Raw genomic sequence first — 12,596 nt, 5'->3', positions numbered from 1 at the left:
GGGGCTGCTTCGCAGCCCTTTCGCGACACAAGGCCGCTCCTACACAATCAAAAGCGACTTGCCCGAAACCATAGAATATCCCCGGACACAGCAAAGGCCTTGCTTGAAATGCCAAACCACCCCGGTGCCTGCGTCAGTTGAAAAACGCTGCTAGCCGCGCAGTCCAGACATGCGTCGCCTTGCGGCTCATCGGGAACTTGAGCAGTGGCTGGTTGGGGTCGGCCACGGTCAGTTCGATGGCGAAATCCTTGAGCCGCACGGTGCGTTCGAAGCTCGGGGCGCTCATGCCGGTGCCATTGACCGGGCGGGTGCCGCCGCCCATTTCCATACTTTCGGATTCGCGCCAGGTCACCCGCCAGCTGATAACCCAGGAGTAATCATGAATGCGGTAGCTGTCGTCGATCAGCGAGCAGACGGCCACTTTGCGGTTTTGCGGATCGAACACCAGAAAGCCCGGCGACGGATAGCCCAGCAGGTGCCCGGCGTCCAGCGCCAACCCTTCACTGGCATTGATGCGGGCGACCAGCGCCTTGCTTTGTACCTGCAGCTTGGCAAGAAACCGGAACGCCACGGTGAAAATGGCCGCCGCGATAATCAGCGCCAGCATGGTGCCGCTGGTCAGCAGTTGCCATAGCGAAGCGTAGGGCATTTTCGCCGGGCCAACATCGAACAGCGCCAGCAGCATCGCCAGACCCAGCCCTGCGGTGGCCAGCCCGGACAGCCCCGCTACAGGAATGGCCAAACCGGCAAGAGCGCCCACTGCGGCACCCTTCATCAAACTCGACATGCAACACCTCCTTGTGAATTTCGTGGCGCGCGATTGTATGACGCACCTCTGGTAGGCGCCAGCGCCGGCGTTCCGACCGTGCGTGGGCGTGGGAGTTGCATCACGCAGATACTCGGGATTGAACAACGCCTGGTAACTCTGTCAGGTGACAGCCCCTTGAGTTCTGCCTTTAACTGCGCTCAAGCCAGTGTGTTTCGACGATGCGGTCGAGTTGTGGGCATCAACTTTCCTCCAGGTGGAGCATCATGCCCAATCGACCTTTTCGCTTGTTGCTGAACGCGCAGCCCTTCGGGTTTGGCCCGGCTGCCGCGATCAGCGCGATAGCCCCTCATCTGGCGGGGCTCGGCGAGCTTTCCTTTGCAGGCAGTTGCCACTCGGGCGAGTTGCAGGAGCGCAGGCTTTTTCACAGCATGCACACCCTCAGCCCGGAAGCCGGGCCAAGCTGGCGCCAAGCCATCGCGTCTTGCGATGTATTGGTGACCGCCATGGATACTGAGCTGGCCCTGTTGGCACTGGAAATGGGCAGACGGGTTGTCTTCTACGATGCGCTGCTGTGGTTCTGGGGCAAAGGAGAGCACTGGGGCCAGCTCTGCCGAATCATGAGCCACCCCATGGCGCTGTACCTTGCACAGGACTTCATGGGTGTCAGGGAGCGCCTGGCGATGCTGGCCTGTGCTGATGCAGTGCAGGTCGTGCCGCCGTTGGTTTCGGCCCCAAGTACGGTTGGCGTTGAACGTAGCAAAGGTCGGGTTCTGGTCAATTTGGGTGGCTTGAAAAATCCATACATGAATGGTGCGGTGCTCGATCAGTACGCCGAGCGCCTCGTGCAGGCTGTGGGCAACGTGCTGCCTGCGGGCACGCAATTGACCGTCGCGACCAGTCAGGCAACCTCTGGGCGAGTGGCCAAGGCACAAACCCAAACACCTGCGCAGATCGCCGAGCACCTGCAACGCTGCGAGTTCGCGCTATGCACCCCTGGGCTTGGGAACATCTTCGAAGCAGCAGCCTATGGGGCGCCAACGCTGTGGCTCCCTCCGGCTAATGCGTCCCAAGGCCAGCAACTGCAATTGCTGCGCGAGGCGGGTTGTGTGGATGCGTACCTTGACTGGCCTGCATTGGGGCACAAGGTCGATTACTTCGCCCCTGAACTGCAGTGCCTCGAAACGTTGCAGCGAACCATGACTTCGTTCGCCACCGCTGACGGTTTTTCACGCCTGGTCACGTCGCTGGGTGTGGCGATCCGCCGACTTGGCGAGGTGCAGGCGGGTGCCGCGACGGGGTTGATTCCCCGCTTCGGCACTGATGGCGCCATAGCCGTAGCCGGGCATATCGCCAAATGGCTCGAAGAGGGCACTTGCCGCGCAGTGCGCCCAGGGTTGAGCCGGACACCACTGTAGCCAGGAGGTCATCATGAAAATCGCGCAGATAGCACCTTTATTCGAGTCTGTACCGCCGAAACTCTATGGGGGGACCGAGCGGGTAGTGTCCTACTTGAGTGATGCGCTGGTGGACCTCGGTCATGAGGTTACGCTGTTCGCATCCGGTGATTCCATCACCCGCGCCACCCTGCAGGCCAGTTGGCCCGAAGCGTTGCGCCTGGACAGTAGCATCGAGGACTGTATCGCGCCGCATCTGCTGATGCTGGAGGATCTGCTCGATAACGCCGAGCGTTTCGACATTCTCCATTTTCATACCGGCTATGTTCCTCTGGCCCTGTTCAGCCGCCAGCGGACCCCATTCATCTCGACCCTGCATGGGGCGATAGGGTGTCGGGAGGAGCAGGCTGTCTATGGTCGCTTCAAGCAGGCAGCGCTCGTATCGATATCGGACGCGCAGCGCCGGGCGCTGCCTGGGGCCAATTGGGTAGGTACCATCTACCACGGCCTGCCGGAAACGCTACTGGTGCCTCGCCAGCAGGCGCGCACCTACCTGGCGTTCATGGGCCGGATCACGCCGGGCAAAGGCGTGGACAAGGCGATCCGGATCGCCCAAGCCTGTGGCATGCAATTGAAGATTGCGGCCAAGATCGATGAGGTCGATCGAGACTATTTCCGGCGCGAGATCGAGCCGCTGTTCGCGCTGCCCCATGTCGACTACATCGGTGAAATCAGCGAGGCGCAAAAAGCGGACTTCTTGTCAGGTGCCAGTGCGCTGTTGTTCCCGATCGATTGGCCCGAGCCATTCGGCCTGGTGATGATCGAGGCGATGGCCTGCGCGACGCCGGTCATCGCGTTTCGTTGCGGTTCGGTACCCGAAGTGGTGGATGACGGGGTAACGGGTTTCATCGTCGATGACGAACGGGCGGCCATTGAAGCCTTTGGCCGCTTGGGCGAGTTGTCGCCTGCAGGCATCCGCGCACGTTTTGTGCAGCGGTTTTGTGCGCAACATATGGCCCAGGCGTATGTGGGCCGCTATCGGCAAGTGATCGCCACGTCCGAGGCAGGCCACGCTTTGCCTGGCCTGCGGCAGGGCTGCGCGGCGCCCTGAGGCCTGCCTACTTGAAGCGCCGTTCCACGCCTTTCTCGACAAGAATCTTCGCCGAGATTTCTTCAACCGAGAAATGCGTGGAGTTGATATTGGGGATGTTCTCGCGGCGGAACAGGTTCTCCACCTCGCGGACCTCGAACTCGCACTGGGCAAAGCTCGAATAGCGGCTGTTGGGCTTGCGTTCGTGGCGGATGGCGGTGAGCCGGTCGGCGTCGATGGTCAGGCCGAACAGCTTGTGCTGGTACTTTTTCAGTACCGCCGGCAATTGCAGGCGCTCCATGTCTTCTTCGGTCAGCGGGTAGTTGGCCGCGCGAATGCCGAACTGCATGGCTATGTACAGGCACGTCGGGGTTTTGCCACAACGCGACACGCCTACCAGAATAAGGTCGGCCTTGTCGTAATAATGGGTGCGGGCGCCGTCGTCGTTATCCAGGGCGAAGTTGACCGCTTCGATGCGCTCCATATAGTTGGAGTTGCCGCTGATGGAATGCGACTTGCCCACCGAATACGACGAATGGGCGGTCAATTCTTGTTCCAACGGGGATAAAAACGTCGAAAAAATGTCGATCATGAAGCCGTTCGAGGTGGCCATGACCTCACGGATGTCCTGGTTGACGATGGTGTCGAAAATGATCGGGCGAACCCCGTCGCGCTCGGCGGCAGCGTTGATTTGCTGGACCATTGCCCGCGCTTTCTCGAGGGTATCGATGTACGGGCGGGTGAATTTGTTGAACGGAATGCTCTCGAATTGCGCGAGCAAGCTTTGCCCCAAGGTCTCTGCAGTGATGCCGGTACCGTCGGAGATGAAGAACGCGGATCGTTTCATTTGCGCCAGGGGCCTTAAGCTGCTGAATATTTCTGGATATGATAGGTTCGGTTTGCCGAACGCGGTTGCTCGGCATTCTCACTTATTTTCCAGGTCCAGGCCACAAGCGTCCGGCCCAGTCTCCTTGCCAGGCAGGCGGGCGCCCTTGAGCTTATCCAACACCGTTAGTGGAGAGATACCTTGGTTGAGTACGTAGTTTCCCTCAATAAGCTCGGCGTCCATGATGTAGAGCATGTGGGGGGCAAGAACGCATCCCTGGGCGAGATGATCAGTAATCTTGCCGGTGCCGGCGTATCGGTACCGGGCGGCTTTGCCACTACGGCTCAGGCGTACCGCGACTTCCTCGAGCAGAGCGGCCTCAACGACAAGATCCACGCCGCGCTCGACGCGCTGGATGTCGATGACGTCAACGCCCTGGCCAAGACCGGCGCACAGATTCGCCAGTGGGTCATGGAAGCCGAATTCCCAGCGCGCCTGGATGCTGAAATCCGCACCGCCTTCGCCGAAATGGCCAACGGCAACGACAACATGGCCGTTGCCGTGCGTTCTTCTGCCACCGCCGAAGACCTGCCAGACGCCTCCTTTGCCGGCCAGCAGGAAACCTTCCTCAACATCCGCGGCGTCGACAACGTCATTCGCGCGGCAAAAGAGGTGTTTGCCTCGCTGTTCAACGACCGCGCCATTTCCTACCGTGTGCACCAGGGCTTCGACCACAAACTGGTCGCCCTGTCGGCAGGCGTGCAGCGCATGGTCCGCTCCGAAACCGGCACCGCCGGCGTCATGTTCACCCTTGACACCGAATCGGGCTTCCGTGACGTGGTGTTCATCACCGGTGCCTACGGCCTGGGTGAAACCGTGGTGCAGGGTGCGGTCAACCCGGACGAATTCTACGTACACAAGCAAACCTTGCAGGCCGGGCGCCCGGCCATCCTGCGCCGTAACCTGGGCAGCAAGGCGATCAAGATGGTCTATGGCGAAGAAGCCAAGGCCGGCCGCTCGGTGAAAACCGTTGAAGTGGACCGCGCCGAGCGCGCGCGCTTCTGCCTGAGCGATGACGAAGTCAACGAACTGGCCAAGCAGGCCATGATCATCGAGCAGCACTACGGGCGCCCGATGGACATCGAGTGGGCCAAGGACGGTGACGATGGCCAGCTCTACATCGTTCAGGCTCGCCCTGAAACGGTCAAAAGCCGCGCCAGCGCCAATGTCATGGAGCGCTACCTGCTCAAGGAAAAGGGCAAGGTGCTGGTCGAGGGCCGCGCCATTGGCCAGCGCATCGGTGCCGGCAAGGTCCGCGTGATCAACGACGTATCGGAAATGGACAAGGTCCAGCCCGGCGACGTGCTGGTCTCGGACATGACCGACCCGGACTGGGAACCGGTGATGAAGCGCGCCAGCGCCATTGTCACCAACCGTGGCGGGCGCACCTGCCATGCCGCGATCATCGCCCGTGAGCTGGGTATCCCGGCTGTGGTTGGCTGCGGCAACGCCACGCAAGTCCTCAAGGACGGCCTTGGCGTGACGGTGTCCTGCGCCGAGGGCGATACCGGCTTCATCTTCGAAGGTGAGCTGGGCTTCGATGTGAAGCAGAACTCGGTCGACGCCATGCCGGACCTGCCGTTCAAGATCATGATGAACGTTGGCAACCCCGACCGCGCCTTCGACTTCGCCCAACTGCCCAACGAAGGGGTGGGCCTGGCGCGCCTTGAATTCATCATCAACCGCATGATCGGCGTGCACCCCAAGGCCTTGCTCAACTACGCAGGCCTGCCGCCAGAGCTCAAGGACAGCGTCGACAAGCGCATCGCCGGCTACAACGACCCGGTCGGTTTCTATGTCGAGAAGCTGGTCGAGGGCATCAGCACCCTGGCTGCGGCTTTCTACCCGAAAAAGGTCATCGTGCGCCTGTCGGACTTCAAGTCCAACGAGTACGCCAACCTGATCGGCGGCAAGCTCTACGAGCCAGAAGAAGAAAACCCGATGCTGGGCTTCCGTGGGGCCTCGCGTTACATCAGCGAATCGTTCCGTGACTGCTTCGAGCTTGAGTGCCGTGCGCTCAAGCGTGTGCGCAATGAAATGGGCCTGACCAACGTCGAGATCATGGTGCCGTTCGTGCGCACCCTGGGCGAAGCCAGCCAGGTTATCGACCTGCTCGCCGAAAACGGCCTGGCCCGCGGTGACAACGGCCTGCGCGTGATCATGATGTGTGAACTGCCGTCCAACGCCATTCTGGCTGAAGAATTCCTCGAGTACTTCGACGGCTTCTCCATCGGTTCCAACGACCTGACCCAGCTGACCCTGGGCCTGGACCGCGACTCAGGGATCATCGCCCACCTGTTTGATGAACGTAACCCTGCGGTGAAGAAGCTGCTGGCCAACGCCATCCAGGCCTGCAACAAGGCCGGCAAGTACATCGGTATTTGCGGCCAGGGCCCGTCGGACCACCCGGACCTGGCCAAGTGGCTGATGGAGCAGGGCATTGAAAGCGTGTCGCTGAACCCGGACTCGGTGCTTGAAACCTGGTTCTTCCTGGCCGAGGGTCAGGCTCCAGCCTGATGCCAGTCAGTTAAGCCCATCGGGCCGTTTTGCGGCCCATCGCGGTGGTTCGGCATTCCGAGCCACCGCGATGGGACTAACTGACAGGCATTAGGCTCCCTCGTTCTGTCTCATGCCGTAACTCTTCAATCGTTGTGAATCCATGCAAAGCAGCAGCACCCAATTCCCCGTCGCGTTGCTCAGTGCCGAGCGCCGTGGCGACCTCAGCGAAGATGTCTACCGGATCAAGGCCGCCAACAGTCCTGACGTGAGTGTAGAGCTTGCCGTGACCCGCCTGGGGCTGGCCGATCAGGCCCAGGCCCAAGGCGTGCCGGTGATCCTTCTGCACGGCAGCTTTTCCAACCGGCGTTTCTGGTATTCGCCCAAAGGCATTGGCCTGGGCGCCACGCTGGCCCGCGCAGGCTTCGATGTGTGGATCCCGGAAATGCGCGGCCATGGCCTGTCGCCGCGCAATCGCAACTGGCAGCACAACCGCGTTGCCGACTACGCCCACTACGATCTGCCGGTGATCGGCGCATTCGTCCGCGAACAGGCCGGCCAGGCGCCGCACTGGCTGGGCCACTCGCTGGGCGGTACTACCCTTGCCGCTGCATTGGGGGGTGGCTATCTGGGCGCAGACCGGGTGGCCAGTGCTGCGCTGTTTGGCGCCCAGGTCAGCCGCGTCTACTGGCCGTTGAAAGTGCCGCCGGTGGCCTGGGGCGCAAAGCTTGTGATCAAGCGCTTTGCGCATATTTCCGGTTCGCGCCTCAAGCGCGGCCCGGAAGACGAACCCATTGGCCTGGCGCTCGAAAGCCTGCGCTGGAACGGCCTGTTCGGCCGCTTTGGCGAAAAGGGCAACGACTGGTGGGCGGGCCTGGCCAAGGTGCAGGTGCCGCTGCTGGCGGTGGCCGGTGCCGGCGACTTCCAGGACCCGGTATGGGCCTGCCGCAAGCTGTTCGAGCAGTTCGGCGGCGACAGCAAGCAGTTCCTGCGCCTGGGGCGCGAGGAAGGCTTCGAGGCCTTTGGCCATGTCGACATGCTGGTCAGCAAGGCCGCGCAGGCCCAGGTGTGGCCGCTGGTAAGCGGCTGGTTGAGCAACCCGCAGTTGCCCGTGCACCCCTCGACGGTCGTGGCGCAGCCGCTGGCAACGCCTGATACGGCCAGCACCGTTTGAGCGGGTGACGCTCGCACCTTGCCCGGTGTAGCCTTGCCCCATGTTCGCTTTCGTTGTCACTGCCAGGAGCTTGCCATGCAGCATTATGTAACGCCCGACCTGTGCGATGCCTATCCAGAGCTGGTACAGGCGCTCGAACCCATGTTCAGTAACTTCGGTGGCCGCGACTCGTTCGGTGGCCAGATCGTTACCATCAAGTGCTTCGAAGACAACTCCCGGGTCAAGGAGCAGGTCGAACTCGACGGCAAGGGCAAGGTGCTGGTGGTCGATGGCGGCGGTTCGCTGCGTCGGGCGCTGCTGGGTGACATGCTGGCTGAAAAGGCCGCCAAGAACGGCTGGGAAGGGCTGGTCATCTATGGCTGCGTGCGCGATGTCGATGTGCTTATCCAGACCGACCTGGGCGTGCAGGCGCTGGCCAGTCACCCGATGAAAACCGACCGGCGCGGCGTTGGCGAGCTGGATATCGCCGTGACCTTTGCCGGCGTTACCTTCCGCCCTGGTGAATACATCTATGCCGACAACAACGGCGTGATCGTTTCGCCAACCCCGCTGAAAATGCCGGAGTGACGCGCCGCGCGCGCTGATGGAGCTTTGATGTTCGAGGAAGACAACGCGCAGTGGGGCCTGGTGCATGCCCTGGTGCTCGATGGCAAAGGCGGCGCGCGCTCCATTGCCCGTACCGAGCTTGACGCTTTGCAGCTGCGGGCGCACGAAAGCCTGTGGCTGCACTGGGATCGCAGCCATCCGCAAACCCGTACCTGGTTGTTGCACAGCAGTGGCATCAGCGAGTTCGCCTGCGACCTGTTGCTGGAAGAAAACACCCGTCCGCGCCTGTTGCAGATGGCGGGTGATCAATTGCTGCTGTTTTTACGTGGGGTCAACCTCAACCCTGGCGCCGAACCCGAAGACATGGTGTCGGTGCGCATCTTCGCCGAGGCGCGGCGGGTGATCTCGCTGCGTTTGCGCCCGCTGCGTGCCAGTGACGAAATCCTGCAACTGCTGGACGAGGGCAGGGGGCCGAAATCGGCCTCTGAACTGTTGCTGGTGATGGGCGAATTGCTTACCGAAAAGGTCCAGGCGCTGGTCAGCGATCTGTCCGAAGAGGTAGACATAGAGGAAGAAAAGGTAGAAACCGACGAACGGTATAGCCCGGAGCAAGGTGCCTTGCAGCAGATTCGGCGGCGTGCCGCTGGCCTGCGCCGTTTCCTGGCGCCGCAACGCGACATCTATGCCCAGCTTTCACGTAACAAGTGCAGTTGGTTCGCCGACCCCGACGCCGACTACTGGAACGAACTGAACAACAGCCTGATTCGCTACCTCGAGGAGCTGGAACTGGCCCGCGAGCGCGCAGCGCTGGTGCTCGAAAGTGAGGACCGGCGGCGCAGCGAGCGCATGAACCGGACCATGTACCGCTTTGGCATCATTACCTGCATCTTCCTGCCCATGAGCTTCGTCACCGGGCTGCTGGGTATCAACGTCGGCGGTATTCCGGGTGCCAACAGCCCTTACGGCTTCCTGTTTGCCAGCCTGATCGTGCTGGGGATGGCGGCCGGGCAGTGGTGGTTGTTCCGCAGGTTGCGCTGGGTATGAGGTGTGCGCTGCGGTGAGCAATGTTGTGACCCATTGCGCGGCGACCTCGTCTTTGACTGACATTGCGTGAGGTGCCCATGCACGATCCGTTTGAAGAATCCCTGCGTGACCTGCTCAAGGCATCGCCGTCCGGCCAAGACCGTGACGACGCCGCGTGCCTTGGGCGGGTCCTGAAAACCGCCAACCGTCAGGTTGGTGCGGGCGATCTGTTCTGTCTGCTGGGCCGTTGGAGCCAGGCACTGATGATCGCTTTGAACAATGGCTCGGCGCACGTTGCGCCGGTGCGTCGTAACGCTACCCGCAAACCTGCCGCTGGCAGCACTGTAGATAAGGCCGATTGAATATGGAACTCGATCTCTGGACGCAGAGCCTGGTCACTGCCATGACTGCCCTTTGGACCAAGGTTGCGAACTTCATCCCCAACCTGTTCGGCGCGCTGGTCGTGGTGCTGCTGGGTTTTGTCGTCGCCAAACTGCTCGACACACTGCTTTCCAAGGTGCTCGCCAAGTTTGGCCTGGACCGTCTGATGAGCGGCACCGGGCTGACCAAGATGCTCGCCCGGGTTGGCATCCAAGTGCCGATCTCTACCTTGATCGGCAAGATCGTCTACTGGTTCGTACTGCTGATCTTCCTCGTCTCGGCGGCCGAATCGCTGGGCCTGGAACGCGTCTCGGCGACCCTGGACATGCTCGCCCTGTACCTGCCGAAGGTCTTCGGTGCCGCCCTGGTGATGCTGGCCGGCGTGCTGCTGGCACAAGTGGCCAACGGTTTGGTCCGCGGCGCTGCCGAAGGCGTTGGCCTGGAGTATTCCGCAGGGCTTGGCCGTATCGTCCAGGGTCTGGTCATCATCATCAGTATTTCGGTGGCAATCAGCCAGTTGGAGGTCAAGACTGACCTGCTCAACCATGTCATTGTCATCGGTTTGATTACCGTTGGTCTGGCCGTTGCGCTGGCGATGGGCCTGGGTAGCCGGGAAATTGCCGGGCAGATTCTGGCCGGCATCTATGTGCGTGAACTGTTCCAGGTAGGCCAGCACGTGCAGATTGGCGAGGTCGAAGGCCACATCGAGGAGATCGGGACGGTCAAGACAACCCTGCTCACCGATGAGGGTGAGCTGGTGTCGCTGTCCAATCGTGTGTTACTCGAGCAGCGTGTGAATAGCCGCTGATAGCCCAAAGCTGTTAATGTATGCCGCCGCAAAATCGGCCCTTGGGGCTGAGCGGCGACATTGACCTGACTGTCGGCCCGATCCGTTTTGAATAAAGTCCATACGCCGCCCATGCGCTATGACCCACGCGAACTCACCGACGAGGAGTTGGTGGCGCGTTCGCATGAGGAGCTTTTTCACGTTACCCGCGCCTATGAAGAACTCATGCGGCGCTACCAGCGCACGCTGTTCAACGTGTGTGCACGTTATTTGGGGAACGACCGGGACGCTGACGATGTCTGTCAGGAGGTGATGCTCAAGGTGCTGTACGGGTTGAAGAACTTCGAGGGTAAATCCAAGTTCAAGACCTGGCTCTACAGCATCACCTACAACGAATGCATTACCCAGTACCGCAAGGAGCGGCGCAAGCGACGGCTGATGGATGCCTTGAGCCTGGACCCCGTTGAAGAGGCGTCCGAGGACAAGGCACCGAAGCCCGAAGAAAAAGGCGGGCTGGATAAATGGCTGGTGCACGTCAACCCGATCGACCGCGAAATCCTGGTGCTGCGTTTTGTCGCAGAGCTGGAATTCCAGGAGATCGCCGACATCATGCACATGGGCCTGAGCGCCACGAAAATGCGTTACAAACGTGCGCTCGACAAGCTACGGGAGAAATTTGCAGGTTTCGCTGAAACTTAGTGGCCCGCAAATTACTCATACGAATCGGCGAGGTCTGCTAGACTTGCCGTCGAGTTGTCCCCCGGATTTTGGTGGGACTGCTTAACTATCACCAGATGGGGATTTAACGGATGAAACTGAAAAACACCTTGGGCTTGGCCATTGGTTCGCTTGTAGCTGCCGCTTCGTTCGGCGCTATGGCACAAGGTCAAGGCGCCGTTGAGGTCGAAGGCTTCTACAAGAAAGAATTCTTCGACAGCCAGCGCGACTTCAAAAACGACGGCAACCTGTTCGGCGGCTCGATCGGTTACTTCCTGACCGACGACGTTGAACTGCGCCTGGGCTACGACGAAGTACACAACGCTCGTGGCGAAGACGGCAAAAACATCAAGGGCTCGAACACCGCCCTGGACGCCGTTTACCACTTCAACAACCCGTACGACGCTATCCGTCCGTACGTGTCGGCTGGTTTCTCCCACCAGTCCCTGGGCCAGACTGGCCGTGGTGGTCGTAACCAGTCCACCTTCGCCAACGTTGGCGCTGGCGCCAAGTGGTACATCACTGACATGTTCTACGCCCGTGCCGGCGTTGAAGCTCAGTACAACATCGACCAGGGCGACACCGAGTGGGCTCCAAGCGTTGGTGTTGGTCTGAACTTCGGCGGTAGCCCGAAGAGCTCCGAAGCAGCCGCTCCTGCTCCAGTTGCAGAAGTTTGCTCCGACAGCGACAACGATGGCGTCTGCGACAACGTCGACAAGTGCCCTGACACCCCAGCCAACGTTACCGTTGACGCTGATGGCTGCCCGGCTGTTGCCGAAGTCGTTCGCGTTGAGCTGGACGTCAAGTTCGACTTCGACAAGTCGGTCGTCAAGCCTAACAGCTACGGCGACATCAAGAACCTGGCTGACTTCATGAAGCAGTACCCACAGACCACCACCACCGTGGAAGGTCACACTGACTCCGTGGGTCCAGACGCTTACAACCAGAAGCTGTCCGAGCGTCGTGCCAGCGCTGTCAAGCAAGTCCTGACCCAGCAATACGGTGTTGAATCGAACCGTGTTCAATCGGTTGGCTACGGTGAGACCCGTCCGGTCGCCGACAACGCCACTGAAGCTGGCCGCGCCGTTAACCGTCGCGTAGAAGCTCAGGTTGAAGCCCAAGCCAAGTAATTGGTCTAAAGCTTCATGAAAAACCCGGCCTCGGCCGGGTTTTTCTTTGCCTGGGATTCGAGCCCTGAAAGGTGTTTTCAAGAGCCTGCACTGGCCTCATCGCAGGCTGTCGCCAGCTCCCACAGAGGGAGATTCTATGGTTTCGGGCAAGTCGCTTTTGATTGTGTAGGAGCGGCCTTGTGTCGCGAAAGGGCTGCGAAGCA

General features: G+C 60.8%; 12 protein-coding genes. 10 read left to right on the top strand and 2 right to left on the bottom strand.

The genetic code is table 11. From position 1 onward, the window contains the following. Positions 1–133 precede the first annotated feature (133 nt). Entirely contained in the window at positions 134–787 is a 654-nt protein-coding gene (locus HU720_RS22535) for a hypothetical protein (RefSeq protein ID WP_186523071.1), read from the bottom strand. Positions 788–1,032: 245 nt separating this feature from the next. Here HU720_RS22535 and HU720_RS22530 point away from each other — a divergent pair, with 245 nt between their 5' ends. Together HU720_RS22530 and HU720_RS22525 are read left to right on the top strand one after the other, a co-directional pair. After that, positions 1,033–2,184: a hypothetical protein gene (locus HU720_RS22530; RefSeq protein WP_186523069.1), complete on the top strand. Its 1,152-nt coding sequence runs from the start codon at positions 1,033–1,035 to the stop codon at positions 2,182–2,184. A gap of 13 nt (positions 2,185–2,197) precedes the next feature. Then, entirely contained in the window at positions 2,198–3,274 is a 1,077-nt protein-coding gene (locus HU720_RS22525; protein WP_186523067.1) for a glycosyltransferase family 4 protein, read from the top strand. A 7-nt stretch (positions 3,275–3,281) separates the two neighbouring features. Here the strand turns inward: HU720_RS22525 and HU720_RS22520 are convergent, their stop codons facing one another. Then, positions 3,282–4,100 carry a pyruvate, water dikinase regulatory protein gene (locus HU720_RS22520; protein WP_186523065.1) on the bottom strand — a complete coding sequence of 273 codons (819 nt, stop codon included), beginning with the start codon at positions 4,098–4,100 and terminating at the stop codon, positions 3,282–3,284. 180 nt (positions 4,101–4,280) lie between these two features. On the opposite strand from HU720_RS22520, the gene ppsA reads away from it, so the two are divergent. From ppsA to HU720_RS22480, 8 genes are all read left to right on the top strand, one after another. Further along, entirely contained in the window at positions 4,281–6,656 is a 2,376-nt protein-coding gene (gene ppsA, locus HU720_RS22515) for a phosphoenolpyruvate synthase (protein ID WP_186523063.1), read from the top strand. A 142-nt stretch (positions 6,657–6,798) separates the two neighbouring features. Beyond that, a complete protein-coding gene (locus HU720_RS22510; protein WP_186523061.1) occupies positions 6,799–7,809 on the top strand; it encodes an alpha/beta fold hydrolase in 1,011 nt (336 codons plus the stop codon). A gap of 75 nt (positions 7,810–7,884) precedes the next feature. Then, entirely contained in the window at positions 7,885–8,376 is a 492-nt protein-coding gene (gene rraA / locus HU720_RS22505) for a ribonuclease E activity regulator RraA (protein WP_186523060.1), read from the top strand. Between the two features lie 27 nt (positions 8,377–8,403). Continuing rightward, a complete protein-coding gene (locus HU720_RS22500) occupies positions 8,404–9,399 on the top strand; it encodes a zinc transporter ZntB (RefSeq protein ID WP_186523059.1) in 996 nt (331 codons plus the stop codon). A 77-nt stretch (positions 9,400–9,476) separates the two neighbouring features. Then, positions 9,477–9,740, top strand: a complete 264-nt coding sequence (locus HU720_RS22495) for a CrfX protein (RefSeq protein WP_186523058.1) — start codon at positions 9,477–9,479, stop codon at positions 9,738–9,740. A gap of 2 nt (positions 9,741–9,742) precedes the next feature. After that, positions 9,743–10,567 carry a mechanosensitive ion channel domain-containing protein gene (locus tag HU720_RS22490; protein ID WP_186523057.1) on the top strand — a complete coding sequence of 275 codons (825 nt, stop codon included), beginning with the start codon at positions 9,743–9,745 and terminating at the stop codon, positions 10,565–10,567. Positions 10,568–10,678: 111 nt separating this feature from the next. Continuing rightward, positions 10,679–11,245 (top strand): RNA polymerase sigma factor SigX, encoded by a 567-nt coding sequence (sigX, locus tag HU720_RS22485; RefSeq protein ID WP_186523073.1) that lies wholly within the window; start codon positions 10,679–10,681, stop codon positions 11,243–11,245. Between the two features lie 110 nt (positions 11,246–11,355). After that, entirely contained in the window at positions 11,356–12,393 is a 1,038-nt protein-coding gene (locus HU720_RS22480; protein WP_186523053.1) for an OmpA family protein, read from the top strand. Positions 12,394–12,596 lie beyond the last annotated feature (203 nt).

Origin of the sequence: Pseudomonas sp. SWRI51 (assembly GCF_014268825.1) — a bacterium.
Lineage (GTDB): Bacteria > Pseudomonadota > Gammaproteobacteria > Pseudomonadales > Pseudomonadaceae > Aquipseudomonas > Aquipseudomonas farsensis.
This window is presented reverse-complemented; position numbering and strand designations above follow the sequence as displayed.

What these genes read in the sequence shown, in the direction of transcription:
- sigX (WP_186523073.1), top strand. Translation starts at nt 10,679, where the DNA reads ATGCGCTATGACCCACGCGAACTCACCGACGAGGAGTTGGTGGCGCGT.
- HU720_RS22520 (WP_186523065.1), bottom strand. Translation starts at nt 4,100, where the DNA reads ATGAAACGATCCGCGTTCTTCATCTCCGACGGTACCGGCATCACTGCA.
- HU720_RS22535 (WP_186523071.1), bottom strand. Translation starts at nt 787, where the DNA reads ATGTCGAGTTTGATGAAGGGTGCCGCAGTGGGCGCTCTTGCCGGTTTG.
- HU720_RS22480 (WP_186523053.1), top strand. Translation starts at nt 11,356, where the DNA reads ATGAAACTGAAAAACACCTTGGGCTTGGCCATTGGTTCGCTTGTAGCT.
- HU720_RS22495 (WP_186523058.1), top strand. Translation starts at nt 9,477, where the DNA reads ATGCACGATCCGTTTGAAGAATCCCTGCGTGACCTGCTCAAGGCATCG.
- HU720_RS22530 (WP_186523069.1), top strand. Translation starts at nt 1,033, where the DNA reads ATGCCCAATCGACCTTTTCGCTTGTTGCTGAACGCGCAGCCCTTCGGG.
- HU720_RS22510 (WP_186523061.1), top strand. Translation starts at nt 6,799, where the DNA reads ATGCAAAGCAGCAGCACCCAATTCCCCGTCGCGTTGCTCAGTGCCGAG.
- HU720_RS22525 (WP_186523067.1), top strand. Translation starts at nt 2,198, where the DNA reads ATGAAAATCGCGCAGATAGCACCTTTATTCGAGTCTGTACCGCCGAAA.
- HU720_RS22500 (WP_186523059.1), top strand. Translation starts at nt 8,404, where the DNA reads ATGTTCGAGGAAGACAACGCGCAGTGGGGCCTGGTGCATGCCCTGGTG.
- rraA (WP_186523060.1), top strand. Translation starts at nt 7,885, where the DNA reads ATGCAGCATTATGTAACGCCCGACCTGTGCGATGCCTATCCAGAGCTG.
- HU720_RS22490 (WP_186523057.1), top strand. Translation starts at nt 9,743, where the DNA reads ATGGAACTCGATCTCTGGACGCAGAGCCTGGTCACTGCCATGACTGCC.